Source organism: Ruoffia tabacinasalis (genome assembly GCF_042652985.1).
GTDB lineage: Bacteria > Bacillota > Bacilli > Lactobacillales > Aerococcaceae > Ruoffia > Ruoffia tabacinasalis.
In genome coordinates this window covers 76,143-95,295 of sequence record NZ_JBHSHQ010000073.1, presented here as the reverse complement: position 1 = coordinate 95,295, position 19,153 = coordinate 76,143, and the positions used below count along the sequence as shown (strand labels likewise).

Below are 19,153 nucleotides of genomic sequence, written 5' to 3'. Positions count from 1 at the left end.
CGATCCAGGAACGCCCTCACAGCGAGCTTTGAATGAGAATTCCAATGGTTTATTACGCAGAGACGGACTGACAAAAGGAATAGACTTTAATCAAGTAGACCAAAGCTTTGTGTCATCGATTGCACACAAACGGAACACGATTCCACGGAAATCCTTACACTACCGAACACCGTTGGAAGTATTTTTGAGTTACTTAGATGAAGCAGTTTTGTCTAGCTTAATTTGACAAATCAAATGAGATAAAATTATTATATGCAAAAAAAGCACCTAAATGCACAAGACATTTAGACGCTTAAAATTTAAAATTACATGTTAGCTAAAGTTTCTAAAATCAGTTTGTTCACAACTTGTGGATTAGCTTTACCACGAGTTTGTTTCATAATTTGTCCAACAAAGAATCCTAAAGCACGATCTTTACCGTTCTTGTAGTCTTCAACTGATCCAGGGTTAGCAGCAATTGCTTCGTCAATGAGTGGTTGTAATTTAGCTGGGTCACTAAGTTGAACCATTCCTTGTTCTTCAACAACTTTATTTGCGTCGCCACCTTTTTCAACAAGGTGTTTGAATAATTTCTTAGCAATTTTACTTGAAATTGTTCCATCAGCAATTAAGTTAATCATTTGTGCTAAGTTTACTGGTGTTAATTCAGTATCTTCTAAAGCGATTTGTTCTTTATTTAAGTGAGCTGAAACTTCACCCATTAACCAGTTAGATACTTGTTTAGGATCTGCACCTTCTTCAATTGTATTATCAAAGAAATCTGACATTACTTTTGTCTGAGTAAGAACCATCGCGTCATATTCTGGTAATTCGTATTCATTAACATAACGTAGACGTCTTTGGTCTGGCATTTCTGGTAATGATTCTTTGACTTCCGCAATCCACTCTTCTGTAATGTAAATTGGCGGAACATCTGGTTCTGGGAAGTAACGGTAATCTGCCGCTCCTTCTTTCGTACGCATTAAGATTGTGTCACCTGTTGTCTCATCATAACGACGTGTTTCTTGCTCAATCACACCACCACTTCTTAATACATTTGCTTGGCGCACTTCTTCGTGTTCAAGACCTTTACGTACATATGTAAAACTGTTTAAGTTTTTAAGCTCAGTTTTTGTACCAAATTCTTCTTGGCCAAATGGGCGAAGCGAGATATTTGCGTCACAACGTAGTGATCCTTCTTCCATACGAACATCAGAAACTTCAGTAAATAAGATTTTCTCACGAACAGCTTCTAAGTAAGCATACGCTTCTGCTGGTGAATGCATATCTGCCTCAGAAACAATCTCGATTAATGGTGTACCTTGACGGTTTAAGTCAACGTAAGAGAAACCATCTGTTCCGTGAGTGTTTTTACCTGCATCCTCTTCTAAATGGACACGGTTGATACGAATACGACGGCGTTCGCCTTCAACTTCGATATCAATATATCCGTTTGTTCCAATCGGTTGTGCATCTTGTGTAATTTGGTAGGCAGCTGGGTTATCGGGGTAGAAATAGTTTTTACGGTCAAAACTCATTTCACGCGCAATTTCACAGTTTAAAGCTAGTGCTGCTTTCATACCGTAATCTACAGCACCTTTATTTAATACTGGTAAGACACCTGGATATCCCCAGTCTTTTTCATTCGTGTTACTATTCGGTTCTGCACCAAAATGAGCTGGTGAAGTACTAAATATTTTCGAGTCAGTCTTTAACTCTACGTGGATTTCTAATCCAATGACAGTTTCAAAATTCATTATATCACCCTCCTAAAATTCCGGTACTTGGTTAACGTAATCATGATTTTTCTCAAAATCATAAGCAACTTGGTAAAGTGTTGATTCATTCATATGTTTACCAATTAATTGTAAGCCAATAGGCATTCCGTTACTATCAAAGCCTGCTGGAACTGACATTGCTGGTAAACCGGCTAAGTTGACAGGAACTGTTAATAAGTCTGATACATACATTTCAACTGGGTCCTCAATACGGCCACCAATCTTGAATGCAGTACTTGTTGTAACTGGTCCCATAATTAAGTCATACTCGCTAAAGACTTTAATAAAGTCCTCAATAATTAATGTTCTTACTTGAGCGGCTTTCTTAAAGTATTTATCAAATGCGCCCGAACTTAAACTGTAAGTTCCTAACATAATACGACGTTTAACTTCATCTCCGAACCCTTCACTACGTGATTGAACATAGATTTCTTCTAAAGTTTTTGCAGATTCAGAACGGTAACCGTAACGAATTCCATCGAAACGTTGTAAGTTTGATGATGCTTCTGCAGATGAAAGAATATAGTAAACATTAATTCCGTAAGGTGTGTGGGGTAATGATACCTCATCTACAATCGCACCTTGAGAAATGAAGTATTCTTTTGCTTTGACAATGGCATCACGAATTTCTTCATTGACCGCTTCAGATTGGTATTCTTTAGGAATCGCAATACGCATACCTTCAATTGATTGACCAAGTTTTGATCTGTAATCTAATTCTGTATCAGGACGACTTGTTCCGTCAAGTTTATCAATACCAGCAATCGCTTCTAATACTAATGCATTGTCTTCTACTGTCGTTGTCATTGGACCAATTTGGTCTAAACTTGAACCAAAGGCAATGGCTCCATAACGAGACACTGAACCGTATGAAGGTTTCATTCCTACAATCCCAGTAAAGGCTGCAGGGTTACGTACACTTCCCCCAGTATCTGTACCAAGACTTGCTGGTACTTGGCGAGCAGCAACAGCAGATGATGATCCACCTGATGATCCACCTGGTACACGTTCTAAATCCCAAGGGTTTCTAGAAGTTTTGAAGTAAGATGTCTCAGTTGATCCACCCATCGCAAATTCGTCTAAGTTTAATTTACCAATAATAATAGCTCCAGCTTCTTTTAACTTCTTAATGACTGTCGCATCATAAGTTGGGTTGAAGTTTTCTAACATTTTAGATGAAGCGGTTGTTGTTAAACCTTCAGTAACGATATTATCTTTAATCCCAATTGGCACACCGTTTAATAATGGTGCGTCTTCACCGTACCCTACTTCATCGGCAGCTTTTGCTGCTTCTAAGGCTGCTTCTTTATTTAAAGCTAAGAAAGAATTTACTTTCTCATCTGTCTCTTCGATATATGTAAAGATTGCTTCAGTTAATTCAACAGCTGTAAAGTCGCCATTTCTTAATCCTTCTTGAATTTCAATAATTGTTGTTGGATATTTATTCATATTAAACTTCCCCACTTTCTAAGATGGCTGGTACTTGAATAAAACCACCTTCAGATAATGGTGCGTTTTTAAGTAGTTCTTCTGTTTTATTACGTTCGATGGCTTTGTCTTCACGTAATACGTTGATTAATTGATTACCGTGATACGTTGGTTTAACTCCCTCAGTATCAACTTCTTGTAACTGTTCAACCATATCGATAATACGTCCAAATTCTGGGACAAAGTTATCTAATTCATCGTCAGTATAACTAAGTTTTGATAACTTAGCGACGTGCTTAATTTGTTCTTGACTTAACATTCAATTCATCCTTCCTTATCAGTTTATTTTTTGAAAATATGACTTTGATATTGTGTCGCCCCTGCTGGTCGGCCTACATAGGCTTCAACACCAGCGTCAGATATGACTTTAATTTCAATGGCTACCCCTTCAGGTAAAGTTCTTTGCGAGACATCGGTAATATGTTGAGTCAACGCTGTAATTTCAGTTTGTTTATAGAACTGTGAGACAATTTCTACATTTAAGGAAGCTAAGCCTCCATCAATGTATAAGGCCTCTCCAGAGATACCATTTAAATTAGGGAAGAAATTAATAATTTCATTATTAAAATTATCAAAGTATGCGTATTGATCGCTTTGGTCGCTCGCTTCGATGATTGGTAAAGCAATACGATATTCATTGTTTTCTGTCCAATCAGTCACCGAGTTTCCTTCACGCGAAATACCATCTAATACATAAGTTCCACCGACAACTTCATCACTCGGAGCTGTTCGGTAAATACCAACGACGATCGGAACTGAACGTAATTCTTCTGTGTTTCTTAGACGACCCACAATGATATTTGCGAATTGTCTCCCACGTTCACGCATTTCACCTACTGAGATTTCTTGTTCGTGAATCACGCCGTCAGCATCAGTATATTCATAAGTACTATTCATCGCAAGTCCAAGGACAATTCCACCTAAAGCAAAGCCTTCTTCAGTCTCTACCATTAAGTTTTTCTCCGCTACTTGTGATAAATAAATCGGAGTTGATTGCACATTTGTCACGATTTGCTCGTTCTCTTCTGCGCCTTCTTCTGTAACATCCTCTGGGTCATCAGCTGGATCAACGGATTCTTCTGAAGCCAGTGATTCTTCTAAACTTGATTGAGTTTCTGCATCTTCTTCCGGTAGAGCTGGATTCAAGCCTTCTGGATTTGTTGCAGACTCTCTCGCTAACCAGCTTGTCATCGTTGCTTCATCAATAATTTGCCCTTCTTGCATAAAATACTGCTCAGTTGGAAAGACTTGTTTACTTATTCGAAGTAAGCCTTCCTCAAACGCACGACTATTCGCTGCTGAACTTAAATTATTGTTTGAGCTCGCCGATGCACCAATTTGGTATTGACCGTCGATGATTACTGCACGATAAAAATCACTTGATAATTGATTGGTCGTCGTTTGAACCGTTACTTCATCTGGGTTTGTCGGCTCATCTTCTTGTGCTTGGGACCTTACTTGCGTCACGCCTCCTGTTAGCATTAAGCAAGCAAGTAGTATAGATACATTCATTTTTATCTTTTTATTCATGTAATTACTCGCTCTCTTTTAATTTTTCTAGAAAAGTTTCTTCGTTCATGATTGCAATTCCAAGCTCTTGTGCTTTTGTCAATTTACTTCCGGCTGCTTCACCAGCAACTAAGTAATTTGTATTTTTTGATACACTTCCTGTCACTTTTGCTCCGAGGTTTTCCAATCTTTTTTTGGCTTCCCCACGAGTTAAAGTTTCCATCGAACCTGTAAGGACAACTGTTTGATTGGCAAAGAAGTTATCTTTCAAATCAATCTCTTCAGGCACAACACCTAAGTAGTCTGTGTTAACTCCCGCTTCTTGTAATCTTTGTATCAGTTCGTTAGATTCATCCATGTCAAAATATTCAACAATCGCTTGACTAATCATTGGTCCAATACCATCAATGGTCTCGATGTCTTCAGTCGATGCTTTCTGAATTGCTTCAATCTTTCTGAATTTTTCAGAAATTAAACGTGCTGCTTTTGACCCGACATGTCGGATACCTAAACCAAAGAGTAATCTTTCTAAAGAGTTACTTTTTGATTTTTCAATCGCGTTATGATATTTTGTTGCAGATTTTTCTTTTGTGTTAGGAAGTGTTAAGAAATCTTCTTGTTTTAACATGTATAAGTCACTTGGATCCGAAACCAATGCTTGATTGATTAAGTGTTCCATAATCTTATCACCTAAACCGGTAATGTTCATCGCATTTCTTGAGCTGAAATGTATCATCTTCGCTAACTTCTGCGCTGGACATAAAGGATTCACACATCTTAGGGCAACTTCTTCATTCATACGTACTAATTCAGCGTCACAGCGTGGACACGTTGTTGGTATCGGTAATGGTTGTGAGTCTTCTGGACGTTGGCTCATAACAACACTCACGATTTCTGGGATGATATCTCCCGCCTTATGAATCTCTACGGTGTCTCCAATGCGAACGTCTAATGCTTCGATTAAATCCACATTATGTAAAGATGCTCTTTGAACTGTTGAACCAGCTAATTGAACCGGGTCCATCACAGCTGTTGGTGTAACAACACCTGTTCTCCCTACAGTCCATTCAACTTCATTTAATTTTGTTTCCGCTATATCCGCTTTGAATTTATAAGCGATCGCCCATCTTGGGGCTTTGACGGTATAACCAAGTTGTTGCTGTAGGGCAACGTCATTGACTTTAATAACGATACCATCAATTTCATATGGTAAATCATGGCGTTCTTCTTCAATTTGATGAATAAAATCCATCACTTCAGTTTGATTTTTGCATAATTTTCGTAATGGGTTTGTTCTAAATCCTAAAAATTGTAATTGCTCGAATAATTCTGCTTGTGACTCTACATCAAAATCATCATTGTATAAAGCACTATATAAGAACATATTCAATCGACGTTTTGATACGGCTTTTGGATCAATTTGTCTTAACCCACCAGCGGCAGCATTACGTGGATTGGCGAAAGGTACTTCACCTGTTTCTTCGCGTTCGTCATTCAGTTGCTTAAACACATCTTTTGGCATATAAGCCTCACCACGCACCTCAACAGATACAGGTTCTTTCAACTTCAGTGGTAATGAACGTATGGTACGAAGATTCGTAGTAATATCTTCTCCAACCGTGCCATCTCCACGTGTTGCTCCTCTAACAAAGGTGCCATTTTCATAAGTTAAAGCAATCGCTAAGCCGTCGATTTTACACTCGACCATAAATTCAACTTCTTGCTCGGTTTGGTTTTGTACACGTTGAATAAATGCTCCAACTTCTTCCTCGTTGAAGGCATTCCCCAAACTATACATCGCTTCGGCGTGTTCTACTTTCGTAAAACCTTCTAATAATTGGTCCCCAATTCTTTGAGTCGGAGAGTCAGATGTAATCCATTCTGGATGTGCTTTTTCAAGATTTTCCAGTTCATTATACATTTGGTCGTATTCTGCATCCGTGATATTTGGTTTGTCTAGCACATAATAATTATATGCGTGAAGATTCAGCTCACTTTTTAGCTGCTCGAGTCTTTCTTTTGATTGTTCTAAATCTTTCGATTGAACCATTTATACCATCACTCCTAAAAAGCCATTTACGTTAATAGCAGTCTTCATTTCTTCGTCAAGTATATCATTCTTTACTGTTTCTATCAGTAAAAACATTCACTCTCTACTCTACTTTGCTTATTGGGGCAAAGGATGCCAGCAACTCTTTAATGCCTTGTGAATCGAAGGCAATGCTTAGTAATGCATCACTTCCTGAACCTTTAACATTAACGACGGTTCCAACTCCCCAAGTTCGGTGGTCGACTTTATCTCCGACTATATAATTTGTATCTGTATTGTTAGTCACTTTTTTCTTCAATGCTCCAGTTGAGCCGCCTTTTGGACGTTGACTTAATAGAACATTTCTTGCCGCTTGGCTTGAACGTTTTCGCCCTTGCTGTCTAGTATTTTGAGAACGAATAACCGTTTGGAAAGATTGACCGACATGCTCAATCAAACTTTGGTCTATCTCAGATACGAATCGACTTGGGGCATTATGTTGATATCTACCATAAAGTAATCGACTTCTAGCTGCTGTTAGGTATAACTGCTCTTCGGCCCGTGTCATTCCAACATAAGCGAGTCGTCTCTCTTCTTCTAATTCATCATCACTTTCAGACGCCCGACTTAATGGGAATAAGCCTTCTTCCATTCCGACAATGAATACGTAAGGGAACTCTAATCCTTTAGCTGCATGCATCGTCATTAAAGTAATTTGGTCTACAGTTTCTTCTTCCGTCGTATCTGAAACAAGCGATAATTCTGTTAAGAATAAAGTTAGACGAATTCTTGGTGACTGTGTATCCAGTGGTTCTTCAGTAGCGCCATCTGCTTCATCAACAAAGTCAGGGTCGGTTTCGATAATATCCTCTAAGTCCATTTGGTCAAACTCTTTCGTTACAGATGCGAACTCGTCCAAGTTTTCTAATCGATTTGTTGCTTCTAAAGTACCTTCTTCTTGAAGACTTTGTTTGTAATCCGATTGTTCCCAAACTTCTGCAACTAATTCACTTAAAGTTAAGTACTCTGCTTGTTGTCTTAAGCGTTTGATCATATCACTGAAGCGAACAAATTTAGTTTGTAAACTTGCAGATAGATTTGAGTTTCCTAGTTGGTCAATGGCTTCAAACCAACCTAAGTTTAAACTTTCAGCAAATTCAGCTAATTTAGCAATACTTGTAGGTCCGATTCCTCGTTTTGGCACATTGACAATACGGTTAAAGCTTAAGTTATCCGCTAAATTATCAATCAGTCTTAAGTACGCTAACGTATCTTGAATTTCTTTACGTGAGTAGAATTTCAAGCCTCCAACAATCTTATACGGTAAGTTAGCTTTTAACAATTGGTCCTCTAAGTTACGTGATTGAGCTTGCGTACGGTAAAGAATGGCGTAATCACTATTCGAACGTTTTTGATCCTCTTTCGTTTCAAAGATTTGTTGAATAACATATCTTGCTTCTTCTGAGTCAGATTCCGCTAAGTAGAATTTAACCTTATTCCCCTGTGCTTTGTCACTCCAAAGTTTTTTGTCTTTACGGTTGATATTTTTTTCAATTACGCTGTTGGCTGCATTTAGTATCGATTGAGTTGAACGGTAATTTTGCTCTAATAAAATCACTTTGGCATCTGGATAATCTTTCTCAAAGTTCATAATATTTTCCATATTTGCTCCACGCCAACCATAAATACTTTGATCAGCATCCCCAACAACACAAATGTTTTTCAGTAAATCCGCTAATGTCTTCACCAATAAGTACTGAGTCTCATTCGTATCCTGGTACTCATCGACGTGAATATATTGAAATTTATTTTGATAGAACAGACGGACATCTTCATTTTCTTGAAGTAGTTTAACAGTTAATAATATTAAATCATTAAAGTCCATCGCATTACTTGTTTTTAATTTTTGTTGGTATAGCTTGTAAACATTCGATTGAATGTTGCCTAAGTAATCAGTATTCTCAGCTGCAAAAGCTTCAGGCATTTGCCCTTCGTTTTTGGCTGCATCAATCACCCAAAGCATTTCTTTGTAGTTGAATCGTTTGCTATCAAGATTTAATTCTTTTAGCACGCGTTTCATTAACGTTTGTTGCTCACCCTGGTCTATAATCGAAAAGTTTTGTGTATAGCCAATTTGAGTGGCTTCTCGACGTAAAATACGTGCACACATCGAGTGAAATGTAGATACCCAAATAGATGATGCTTCAGGTCCAACCAGTTTCTCAACACGTTTTTTCATTTCATTGGCTGCTTTATTTGTAAAGGTAATCGCCAACACATTCCAAGGTTTAATTTTTTTCTCTTCTAATAAATAAGCAATCCGATGGGTTAATACGCTGGTCTTTCCACTCCCAGCTCCAGCCGCTATTAGCACTGGCCCATCGGTTGTATATACAGCTTGTTGTTGTTTATTATTCAATCGGTTAATACTTTCGATTAACGATGACATATTATGACCTCCAATTTATCTAGTAGGTTGTTCACTCTAAAAAATCATACATAGTAGATTATATCAAAAATCAGTGTATAGTCCTAACAAACATTTGATGATTTTTCTGTGACTGATAGGACTTTCCTTTGTCACAAATAACCTAATACTTTTTATCGCTTTCATTAAAAAAATACCTCCTTGAGTTTGTGGCTCAAGAAGGACATTTAATTTTTTATTCAGTTAATTCTGTAATTTGAATTTGGCGTTCGCACTCTGATAAGGAATCTCCTGTCACAATTACTTGTCCAATCAAACGTTTAGAGTCATTATTTATAGGGTTAAACAGAGCAAAGCCCCAATCCGTTCTTAACATGAGTTGGGTTAATAGATTCTCTTCATTCAATACGGTTGCCGGTAAGGCAATCGCTGCTCTACTCTTAAGATGCAATGTTGGCAATGGTAAGCCTAAAATGGCTCTCGCTGCCGCCTCATAATGAGAAATACTCATTGATCCAATCGTAAACATGGCTTCATCAGATAAACCGATACTTGCTTCATTTATATAAACAACTCCCGCTGAAGTGATTAACATCTTCAACGTCAATGAACCCACTAAATTTAATGATTCTGCTAATAATTGCGCTAAACGGTTCATCTCAAGTTCTACTGGTTTAGATATTTGTGCTGGGAAACGCACTTGTCTTCCAAGCAAATCTCCTTGTTCGCGTACTTCAAATATAGGATAAATTAAAATTTCACCGCGCTCGTTACGTATAACTGTCACGCTAGCTTTTTTCTCAGTTGGAATCCATGCCTCTAAAATACATGTGGTCGCTTCTAGTTTTGCACTTGCTTCATCATAATCCTCTTCACCATACAAGATAATATGATCATTGGCATTATCAACATGGCGTTGCGTTGATTTTAAAATACATGGGAATCCAATATATTCAACTGCTTCTTTTAAATCTGTTAAATTAGTAACCATTGAGAATGGCGCAACCAAACACTTATTAGAATCTAAATAGGCCTTCTCGATCAATCGGTCTGTCGTAATGGCAATTAAATCCTCTGATAAAGTTAAATCCGTTTGTGCTGCCAATAATTGAAATTCTCTATTCGATAGAATACCCATTTCAACCGTTACGACATCTACCCGTTCACTAAAATAATTTAAGACTTGCTCATTATATGATTCGGTAACTGTTTGCCACGTTGCAAATTGTCTCACTGGATTATTCTCAGATGTTACCAAACTAGCAACTCGATAACCTAATTTACCTGCTGCTTGAGCCAAGACAGCTGCAGAAATTGATGAGCCAATAATTCCTAATGTCTCACCTGGATAATGTCTTTGCGCCATCCTGTCTACTCCCTTCAATATTGTATATTTAAATGCACCTATAATAATAACACATCATACAATTTCTAGCACTGATAAATTAGTATTTTTCTAATTAGATTGGTTGATCATACTGATTCAATTCATATGTTTCAATCATTTCGATAATCTTATCGGCATAAGTAGGATCCGTTGCGTATCCTGATTCCTGCAAACCATTCGCTTGTTCTACATAGTTATCACCGTTGAGAACCGCTTGATAAAACGTTGGGTCCCAAGAGGTACCCTCATTGATTAGAATGGCATGCCCTTCCATCGAAGCTTCCCAACTCGGATAAACTTTAAATCGGTCGGTAATTTCAACCCATTCATCATCAAAATATTCTAACGTTTGAAAATCTACGCCATCTGGATCAGTGGCGTCCGTTTTGACACCGTAAAGATTATTATACTCTGCCCCAAGCTGACTCCGGCCAAAATCACTTTCTAAAGCTGCTTGAGCCATTGAAACACTGGCTAAGACACCATATTGTCTTTGAAGTCTTTGTGAAATTGGTACAATCGATTCGATAAAGCCGATTCGTTGTTCATAATCAACTTCACGTTGCATCAATTCACCGTGCCTTTGGTTTGCCGTATCAACCCATCGATAAATAACTATCCCACTTAATAAAGTAAAAATTACAAAAAAGATGGATAATATCCCAATCTTTTGTAGAAAATCGGTTTTAAATCGATTCCATGCTTGTTTGTAATTTGTTTTGCGTTTTTTACGTCGAGTGGGACGTTTTTTAAATTTAAATAATTTTCTCTTCTTCTTTTTGGCCATAATGCCTCACTTTTATTCGCTTTCTTGTAACTTCTCACTTTCATCCACAAACCATTGTAAAAGTTTTACCTCGTCATGTCCAATTTGTTGGCGAATAATTCCCGGTAATCTCAATTCAATAATATCATTATAACCCCATAAATTATAATCAACAATCAATTGTAGAATAACCATGTTTGATTTTCTTACACTTTCTTCCGTGTTCTCATCACTCTGATGCCATTCTAAGCGTGCAATCCCATTATTAACCCATTTTTTGGCGATTTGGTATTTTAAGAAATTATACTCTTTGACTGGATTGTTCACAACTTCTGGCATGATTTCTGTGGTTCTTACAACCTTTTGCACAAGCATCCACTCATAATCTGTGAATAACGTTGATAGAATTTGAACATTATCGTATTTAAGACCTTGTTCACCTTTCTTCCAACGATCCCAACTTTGTGGGGAGATACCTAGTTTTTCAGTGTAAAATGCTTTCTCACTCATATACTTTTCACGAATAACTTGAACTACGATTTGAATTAATGCTGGATTCATAATATCACCCTTTACGTGTATTTTTAATTATATTATACACCCTATACGTGATATATCCAAATGATTTATAGACAAATTTATAATATTTGATACTATTAGGTTTAGAAAAAATCGAAAGGATTCATTGATGGAAGAGAACAAATCATTTAAAGATAGATTGTCGCTCGGTTGGCGAGCAAGAAAAAGTGCTGTCTCAGTTTCTTTAATTATTATCGTATACTCAGTCTTTAATTTAGGACATGCAACTTTGGCCGCTCTATCAGCTGTGTTTGCCATACGTGAGAATATGACAGACACTTATAAATATGCAAAATACCGTATCTTTGGTAACACCATTGGCGTGTTAATTGCTACAACTTTAATTTTTTTAAGACGGAATTTTCCTATACTGAATAATGATATTTATACTTCAGTTTCTGGAGGTTTAGGAGTCCTATTAGTGCTTAATTTTTGCACTTTATTTGGTAATAAGCAAAGTATTATTAATTCGACGGCAACATTTTTAGTTGTATACTTAGGTACACCTGAAGACACTTGGCTTGTTTATAGTATTAGCCGGATTTTAGATACAGTGTTTGGAACGGGTGTTGCCATTGCTGTGAACCGAACCCTTCCAAACCGTAAACAAGATTCTTAAGACTTGATAACAATACAAAACCGCCTAGGCGTTATCTATATCAGATAATACCTAGGCGGTTTTTAGTATTTAATTAACGGTAATAGTATCTTCCGTCTGATTCATCGAAGAACCATTCAGCTGGTCTAGTTTCTCCAGTTGTTTCGTCATAAACTGTTTCTTCAGGTAAGTTCACGTAAGATCCGATGTTATCAACATATTGGTTTGAATACGTTCTTCCATCTTCTCCCACTGTACCTGTTTCTGGTGTCGATTCATCAACAACATTCACTTGAGATTGAGCCGCTTCTTCAGCAGCTAATGACTCTGCTTCTGCTTGGGCTTGTGCTTCTGCTTCTTCCTCTGCTTGAGCAGCCGCTTCTTCTTCGGCTACTTCTTCTGGTGTTTGCCCAGTTTCAAAGTAAGTCACAATGTCAGAAATAGAAGTTGAAATGGCTGGGACAACCTCTTCAGCACTCGTGAAGTTAGAAGTTAGAATGACAGTAATATAGTAAGTGTCTTCTAATTCAACAATTCCTGCATAGTTTTGTTGTGCAGTGTTTGTATCAGCTGATGCAATTTCGTAACGCGTTTGATATCCAGCAATTTGACCTTCAGGATATTTTGCTGTCACTGGTGTATTTAATAATAATTCTTTAATTGTTGCATCTGCTTCTTCTGATACTAATTCATTGTGTGCTAATTTATTAAGTAATTGAGCAATATCTTGTGCGCTTGTTACTGCACCAGTCACTTGCCCTGATTCTTGCATTGTTAACATTTGTGTTACTCGCGTTGAGAAGTAATTTGATTCATTTAACCATAAGTTAAAGGCGTTTGGTCCACCTGTTTCTTGAATTAAATGATTCATTGCTGACACGTCATTTGCTTCAACGACTGCTGATAATAATTCTTGAATCGTAAATTCTGTGCCTTCTTCAGCAGTTGCTACAATCCCTTCGTCATTTTCAGCTACTAAATCAGATGACACTACGACTGGATCTTCAAGTGTTAATTCACCGTCTTCAATCGCATTGAATGTAAAGCCTAAGACAAACCATGAAATTAATGCGTCTGCTTCAACGCTTTGGTCATCATAAACATATGGCACTTCAGCATCTTGCGGATAAACAACTGCTGATACATCGCCAATAGACGCTAAGTTATCTGTAATCGTTGAGTTAAAGAATTCAGCTTGTTCTGTATCTAATGAAGATGTAGGTACTTCATAAGAAATACTTTCACTTACACCTAATGATTCAGATTCAACGTTAAGTACTTGTTCTTGAGCATCTGTAGAAAGTACTGCTACAGAAGGATCGTTAAAGCTGATTGTTAGTGTTTGGCCATCTTTAACTAATGAATAATCATCTTCAAGTTCTACTGTTTCTCCATTAGCATCGATAGTAAAGTTAAATGTAGTACTATCCACATTATCTAATGACTCATTAAACTCAAGTGCGACATTCGTTAATGGGTATTCATCTAAGTTTACTTCTTGATTCACAATAGATAATTGACCGTCAGCGTTACTTTCTTCTTCTGATTCAGATGACTCAGTTGATTCTTCAGTTTCGCTTGTTGCAGCTGAATCTTCTGTTTCTGATTCAGAATCTTGTGTATCTTCAGAAGGTTCTTCCCCTTCAGATTCCTCAGTAACAGGCGCTTCCGTTACAGGTTCTTCAGGTGTATTTTGAACAACTTCTGTATCAGACGTCTGGAAATAATCTACAACTTGATTAATAATTCGTGGGCCATATAAAAAGGCTAAGAAAACAATAGCTACGGCAAGAACTAATTTAATAATTCCCCATAACACACGACTGAATCCTCCACTAGAACGACGCGGTGTTTCTTGTACTACGTCTTCATTACGTGATTCTTCTTTTAATTCTGCTACTTCTTGTTTATTGAAGACATGCCCACAATAGGCACATTGATTTTTACTTCTTACGTTTCTACCACAATTTGGACACTGCATTAACTCTACCTCCTAGAAATGTTGTCATTCCTCTTGTGCTTTCTATTGTAGCATAGAATGTGTCAGTTTGTCAGTTACAAACTTGAGGATAAATTCTGTAACCTGTTGTCTTTCCATATATATATTAGTTTTGTAACATTCTTCTAACAAGCAAATTATTTTTATTTCAAAATAAAAACTCCCAACGATTCTAAAGTCAATTAACTTAGAATTCATTGAAAGTTTTTTGGAAAATATTTTGTTATTAATCTACACCTTTAAGTGCTTCAACCATATCGATTTTTTTCAGTTTAAAGTGCATAGCCACCATGACTATTGCAGAGAATGCTAAGGATATGAAGAATGAAGCGATGTAACCGCCTATTGAAACACTTGGATGGAACAAGACGTCCATCATTTGCATTGTTTTTAATAAATAAGTATTTAAGATTGTTCCGAGCACTAAACCAACTAAGCTACCTAAGACGGTTAGTACTAATACCTCGTTAAAGATATACATACTTACTTCTCGGTCGTAGAAACCAAGTACTTTAATGGTAGACAGTTCTCGAATTCGTTCAGCAACATTAATATTCGTTAAGTTATACAGAACGACAAAGGCTAATGAAGCTGCTGAGATAATTAGAACTAATGTAATTAAATCTAAACTTCCCATTTGATCTGCGATACTTTCAGCAAGTGTATTCAAATCGACAGTCGTTAAGACATTATCATTGTCCATGATTGCTTCTTCAGTTTCTTTTTGACTGACACCTTCTGTGTAGTGAACTAAGTAAGCATTTTGACTTGGTTCTTCCCCAAATATACTTTCATATTGTTCAGGATTAACATAGAGGTAGTGAGAAGCGTAGTTTTCTACAACGGTAAAATCTTCTACAGTAAACTCTTCAAAGTCTTCATTTTCTAAGGTAAATGAGTCGTTTTCTGATAAATTCAGTAACTCACCCATTCTTTCCGTAATAAATGGACCTTTATCTACGATGGCATTTGGAATTGGTTCCTGGCCTCTTTCGCGTAATGTAACGTAGTCTGAGAACGATTCTAAATCACCTAGAGGAACTGTTACAGTAACGGATTGTGTCTGACCATCTTCCAATTCTGCATCATACGTTTCAAGTAGCGCTGGCATATAACCCTCTACGCCATCCATCTCTGTGAGTGACTGATTCATGTCTTCAATTTCAGATTCTTCTAAATCTTCATTAAGGTAAACCATTCCATCATATGTTTGGAGTTGATTAAACTGACCATCCACAACACCAGAAATTGTATTACTAATACCGAAACCTGTTACGATTAACATCGTACACCCTGCGACTCCAATAAGAGTCATCGAGTTACGTCCTTTGTATCTTAGTAGATTTCGCACTGTCATTTTGGCATTAAATGATAATCGATTCCAAATACTTGGCACACGTTCAAGGAATAATTTCTTACCTGATTTCGGTGGTTCTGGTTGTAATAGATTGGCCGGTTGGGTGCGCAACATTTTAAGTGGTGTATAGATCGCTGGGAATAAAGCTGTCGCCAAGGCTATGACAGCTGCAAGAATATTCCATCCCCATAAGATTTCAATCTCAGGAGCATCAAAGTAATACAACATATTATATGCGTTTAAGATGACACCTGGAAAGACTACATAACCAATGATTAACCCAACAATTGTACCTAATATTCCGGCAATACCGGCATAGACAACGAACTTCTGAATAATCGTTCCGTTGTTATACCCTAGTTGTTTCATTGTTCCCATGTAATTTCTTTGTTCACTTGCCATACGTTTAATTGTTGTGAACGTTACTAAGATGGCTATCGCAAAGAAAAATACTGGAAATATATTAGAAATGACATTTAGTTGTTCAGCATTATCATTTAAACTTTGATATGCACTTGAACTTCCGCGGTTTTCCACTACATAGGTTGGCACTTCTAAATCGTTTAGAGATTCTTTAGCATCAGCAATATCTACTTCAGCCTGTTCTAAATCTTCTAAGGCATCCTCTTCTTCTGAGATAAATTCATAACGATTTAAGTTATACTCAGCGTCACCTTGCATCAATTCCATTCGACCAGCTAGAACATCTTCACGCCCTGTTTCAAGTTCTCTTCGCCCTGCAATAAGAGTATTGTAAGACTCATCAATCACCCGTTTACCATCAACAAGACTCGCTTGTCCTTCGTTAAACTGCGAAATACCTTCATCTAAGGCTTGTCGGCCTTCAGTGATTGCAGCATAAGCTGTATCTAACTCACTTTGACCTGCCGCAATTTGAGCATTCAGCTCAGTCCAACCTTGGTTAATCGTACTTTGCGCTGCTTCTAATTGACTCAAGCCAGCATAATATTCATTCCAACCGGCTGCTAAAACAGAACTTTGTTCATCGAGTGTCGCTTGTCCCGTTTGCAACATATTCACTACCTCAACTAATTGAGTCAATTCAGATTGAATTTGACCTAAGTCCAATTCCGGAGGTAGTTCATTTAAACCACCATCTTCGAGAAGTTGATCTAATTCAGCTTGCGCAGTCGTCAGAGCCGCTTCCGTTTGACTGAGCTGACTATTAAGCTCTTCAATTTGAGCTTCTAAAGAATTGAATCGTTCAATTTGTTGATTCAACTCTGCCAGTTCTGAGTTATTTTGTTGAAGTAAAGTGCTAAATTCATTCAATTCATTTCTTTGTGTTTGTATATCACTTTCAATTTGAATGGATTCCGCTTCAGTTAATTCTGGATTTTGTAATTGTGATTCTAATGCACTGATTGCTTGTGATAATTCAGCCATTTGTTGATTATAAGACTCATTCTGAGTTAACAATTCATCTCTTCGTGCAATAAGTCCCGAAATATCTCCAATATTATTGTATTCTGTTTGGAGTTGGTTTAATTCCGTTTCGATGTTTGTTAATTGCTGTTCTAATTCACGTAGTTCAGCAATTTTATTGATAAGTTCATTCTCACTTCCAGAAGGGTTCTCTGGGAATGTTTCTGTTTGAGTCTCTAACTCAGCTATCCGATTATTTAATAATTGTAGAACATCATCAATTGAAGTTGCTGGGCTCAATTCAGTTCCAACAAGTTGTTCTAGTAAAGTGATTTGTTCTGTCGAAAGTTCCAAATCAGCTAACGTTTGCTCTAGCTCTTCAGCCTCACCTAATTCATTGACTATACCTGTGAGCTCTTGAAGATTCTCTCTTAAGATATCTCGTTCAATATTTAATGAATTAATCCAAGATACAATATCCGGATTTGTTCCGGTATCCGATTGCTCAAGAACTTGAAGGAAGCCGTTAATAACATCAATCTGATCTTCAATTGCAGCTAACAATTGCTCTGGTGGTATCTGATCGTTTGTAGCAAGACTTAATTGGTCTAGCAATTCTTGTCTTCCGGCAGCCAATTGACTATAACCGGCATCAAGTGCCGCTTGGCCTTCAACCAATTGTGAATAACCTGCTTGAGCTTGCGATGCTGCTTGATCTAACTGTGCTTGTGCATCCGTTAATTGTGACTGAGCAGATGCGATTTCTTCATTAAAGGTCGCCAGTCCTTCTTCATATTGGGCCAAGCCTTCTTCATAAGTTTTTTCATTATAATTCAGTTGTGCCCGTGCATCCGCAAGTTCTAACCGACCTTGTTGATACTCTTTGATTCCATCATTCAGTTCTTCTTCTCCGCTTTCGATGTCAGCAATCCCTTGATTAAGTGTTCTTTGGCCTTCGAATATTTCTTGATGCCCCTCTGATAAAGTTGCTTGAGCATCTTCTAAAGCTTCACGAGCATCTTCTAATGTTTGGTAACCATCAGCCACTTCAGTTTCCCCTTCATCGATGGAAGTCGCAATTTCATCTTGCAGCTCCACAATTCGTACTTCAGGTCTACCTTCTAAGTCTTCTTCAAATGAAGCCACAGTCTGATCGACAATTTGATTATATTCTGGTGTATAGGCTTCGTATTCTCTCGCATCATCTACCCAATAATATGCTTCAGAGTATAAATCTCCACTCACTGCTTGATCACTAATAATTCCAAAGACATTAGCCGATCCGCTTCGTGTCATTCTTTCTATATAAAGTGGATTACGAGCAAAGCCGACCACTTCGAACTCTTCCGTCTCCAATGTGAAACCAGCACTGTCCGAATTATCTAGTGTAATTCGATCACCTATTTGGATAGGTGAATCCATTTGTGCATTAAGTGTTTCTAGATATTTTGTATCGAGGACAATCTCATCCGTATCTTCAACCATTCGTCCTTCAAAAATCTTGAAGAAATTTGTACTCTCATCACCGTTATAGGTGAATATCTTCGCGTTTTCTTCACCAGGACTGACAACAGCATTAATGGACTGCATTGGTAAGATAGTGACACCATCCTGGTTATCTAACAAATCAATATCTGTCTCGTTAAGACCAACTGTCGATAATATATGTCCATCTGGCATATTATTCTCTTGATATACTTCTCGAGCAGTTCTTACCATGGATGGCCCTGCGGACCGAATTCCGACGAAGAAAGAAACACCTAAGGTAATGATGGCAAATATTGAGATAAAGCGAGGGATCGATTCTTTTATTTCTCTTAAATTATCTTTCCATAAAGCAGAATTCATAGTATTCCCCCCTTCTTAATAC

At 37.5% G+C, this 19,153-nt stretch carries 13 protein-coding genes; 2 read left to right on the top strand and 11 right to left on the bottom strand.

The genetic code is table 11. The features are described 5' to 3' along the window. Window positions 1-226, top strand: a 226-nt coding sequence (locus tag ACFO5Y_RS11635; protein WP_380706719.1) for a transposase, incomplete at its 5' end; no start/stop codon positions are given. Window positions 227-305: 79 nt separating this feature from the next. Here ACFO5Y_RS11635 and gatB read toward each other — a convergent pair. The 9 genes from gatB to ACFO5Y_RS11590 form a co-directional block, all read right to left on the bottom strand. Further along, window positions 306-1,736: an Asp-tRNA(Asn)/Glu-tRNA(Gln) amidotransferase subunit GatB gene (gene gatB / locus ACFO5Y_RS11630; protein ID WP_197104117.1), complete on the bottom strand. Its 1,431-nt coding sequence runs from the start codon at window positions 1,734-1,736 to the stop codon at window positions 306-308. 12 nt (window positions 1,737-1,748) lie between these two features. Then, window positions 1,749-3,206, bottom strand: coding sequence for an Asp-tRNA(Asn)/Glu-tRNA(Gln) amidotransferase subunit GatA (gatA, locus tag ACFO5Y_RS11625; protein WP_197104118.1), 1,458 nt, complete (start codon window positions 3,204-3,206; stop codon window positions 1,749-1,751). A 1-nt stretch (window position 3,207) separates the two neighbouring features. After that, window positions 3,208-3,504: an Asp-tRNA(Asn)/Glu-tRNA(Gln) amidotransferase subunit GatC gene (gene gatC / locus ACFO5Y_RS11620; RefSeq protein ID WP_197104119.1), complete on the bottom strand. Its 297-nt coding sequence runs from the start codon at window positions 3,502-3,504 to the stop codon at window positions 3,208-3,210. Window positions 3,505-3,527: 23 nt separating this feature from the next. After that, window positions 3,528-4,775, bottom strand: a complete 1,248-nt coding sequence (locus ACFO5Y_RS11615) for a CamS family sex pheromone protein (protein ID WP_197104120.1) — start codon at window positions 4,773-4,775, stop codon at window positions 3,528-3,530. Between the two features lie 4 nt (window positions 4,776-4,779). Further along, window positions 4,780-6,804 (bottom strand): NAD-dependent DNA ligase LigA, encoded by a 2,025-nt coding sequence (ligA, locus tag ACFO5Y_RS11610; protein WP_197104121.1) that lies wholly within the window; start codon window positions 6,802-6,804, stop codon window positions 4,780-4,782. Window positions 6,805-6,907: 103 nt separating this feature from the next. Further along, a complete protein-coding gene (gene pcrA, locus ACFO5Y_RS11605; protein ID WP_197104122.1) occupies window positions 6,908-9,232 on the bottom strand; it encodes a DNA helicase PcrA in 2,325 nt (774 codons plus the stop codon). 214 nt (window positions 9,233-9,446) lie between these two features. Further along, window positions 9,447-10,577, bottom strand: coding sequence for an ATP-grasp domain-containing protein (locus ACFO5Y_RS11600; RefSeq protein WP_197104123.1), 1,131 nt, complete (start codon window positions 10,575-10,577; stop codon window positions 9,447-9,449). Between the two features lie 94 nt (window positions 10,578-10,671). Beyond that, entirely contained in the window at window positions 10,672-11,385 is a 714-nt protein-coding gene (locus ACFO5Y_RS11595; protein WP_138404328.1) for a glycoside hydrolase family 73 protein, read from the bottom strand. A 12-nt stretch (window positions 11,386-11,397) separates the two neighbouring features. After that, window positions 11,398-11,925, bottom strand: a complete 528-nt coding sequence (locus tag ACFO5Y_RS11590; RefSeq protein WP_138404329.1) for a hypothetical protein — start codon at window positions 11,923-11,925, stop codon at window positions 11,398-11,400. Between the two features lie 127 nt (window positions 11,926-12,052). Here ACFO5Y_RS11590 and ACFO5Y_RS11585 point away from each other — a divergent pair, with 127 nt between their 5' ends. Next, window positions 12,053-12,562 carry an FUSC family protein gene (locus tag ACFO5Y_RS11585; RefSeq protein WP_197104124.1) on the top strand — a complete coding sequence of 170 codons (510 nt, stop codon included), beginning with the start codon at window positions 12,053-12,055 and terminating at the stop codon, window positions 12,560-12,562. A 73-nt stretch (window positions 12,563-12,635) separates the two neighbouring features. Here the strand turns inward: ACFO5Y_RS11585 and ACFO5Y_RS11580 are convergent, their stop codons facing one another. Together ACFO5Y_RS11580 and ACFO5Y_RS11575 are read right to left on the bottom strand one after the other, a co-directional pair. Then, window positions 12,636-14,522 (bottom strand): serine hydrolase, encoded by a 1,887-nt coding sequence (locus tag ACFO5Y_RS11580; protein ID WP_197104184.1) that lies wholly within the window; start codon window positions 14,520-14,522, stop codon window positions 12,636-12,638. 244 nt (window positions 14,523-14,766) lie between these two features. Beyond that, window positions 14,767-19,131 carry an ABC transporter permease gene (locus ACFO5Y_RS11575; protein WP_197104125.1) on the bottom strand — a complete coding sequence of 1,455 codons (4,365 nt, stop codon included), beginning with the start codon at window positions 19,129-19,131 and terminating at the stop codon, window positions 14,767-14,769. Window positions 19,132-19,153 lie beyond the last annotated feature (22 nt).

What these genes read in the sequence shown, in the direction of transcription:
- gatB (WP_197104117.1), bottom strand. Translation starts at nt 1,736, where the DNA reads ATGAATTTTGAAACTGTCATTGGATTAGAAATCCACGTAGAGTTAAAG.
- ACFO5Y_RS11590 (WP_138404329.1), bottom strand. Translation starts at nt 11,925, where the DNA reads ATGAATCCAGCATTAATTCAAATCGTAGTTCAAGTTATTCGTGAAAAG.
- pcrA (WP_197104122.1), bottom strand. Translation starts at nt 9,232, where the DNA reads ATGTCATCGTTAATCGAAAGTATTAACCGATTGAATAATAAACAACAA.
- ligA (WP_197104121.1), bottom strand. Translation starts at nt 6,804, where the DNA reads ATGGTTCAATCGAAAGATTTAGAACAATCAAAAGAAAGACTCGAGCAG.
- ACFO5Y_RS11580 (WP_197104184.1), bottom strand. Translation starts at nt 14,522, where the DNA reads ATGCAGTGTCCAAATTGTGGTAGAAACGTAAGAAGTAAAAATCAATGT.
- gatC (WP_197104119.1), bottom strand. Translation starts at nt 3,504, where the DNA reads ATGTTAAGTCAAGAACAAATTAAGCACGTCGCTAAGTTATCAAAACTT.
- ACFO5Y_RS11585 (WP_197104124.1), top strand. Translation starts at nt 12,053, where the DNA reads ATGGAAGAGAACAAATCATTTAAAGATAGATTGTCGCTCGGTTGGCGA.
- ACFO5Y_RS11595 (WP_138404328.1), bottom strand. Translation starts at nt 11,385, where the DNA reads ATGGCCAAAAAGAAGAAGAGAAAATTATTTAAATTTAAAAAACGTCCC.
- ACFO5Y_RS11575 (WP_197104125.1), bottom strand. Translation starts at nt 19,131, where the DNA reads ATGAATTCTGCTTTATGGAAAGATAATTTAAGAGAAATAAAAGAATCG.
- gatA (WP_197104118.1), bottom strand. Translation starts at nt 3,206, where the DNA reads ATGAATAAATATCCAACAACAATTATTGAAATTCAAGAAGGATTAAGA.
- ACFO5Y_RS11600 (WP_197104123.1), bottom strand. Translation starts at nt 10,577, where the DNA reads ATGGCGCAAAGACATTATCCAGGTGAGACATTAGGAATTATTGGCTCA.
- ACFO5Y_RS11615 (WP_197104120.1), bottom strand. Translation starts at nt 4,775, where the DNA reads ATGAATAAAAAGATAAAAATGAATGTATCTATACTACTTGCTTGCTTA.